This window comes from Arthrobacter sp. K4-10C, from assembly GCF_059090085.1.
This window is the reverse complement of record NZ_JBNHFI010000050.1, coordinates 1-216: the sequence shown is the minus strand read 5'-3', so window position 1 is coordinate 216 and position 216 is coordinate 1. Positions and strand designations below refer to the sequence as shown.

Annotated in this window: 1 pseudogene; it reads left to right on the top strand. The window is 71.3% G+C overall.

The window, feature by feature from the left end:
* Window positions 1–216 (top strand): annotated as a pseudogene (locus AC5RUU_RS19710) (DUF3618 domain-containing protein); the annotation flags it as partial.

The window sequence follows — 216 nt, the reverse complement described above, 5'->3', positions numbered from 1 at the left end:
ACTCCACCGGCGACACCCTGCACGGCGCCAAGGACAACGTCGCCGCCAGGCTCTCCGACGCCGGGACCGCGATCTCCCACGCACCGGACCAGGTCAAGGCCCAGGCCCAGGGCAACCCGCTGGCCGCCGGGCTCATCGCCTTCGGCGCCGGCATGCTCCTCTCCGCCCTGATCCCGGCCAGCCAGAAAGAACGCGAAGCCGCGGACCAGCTCAAAA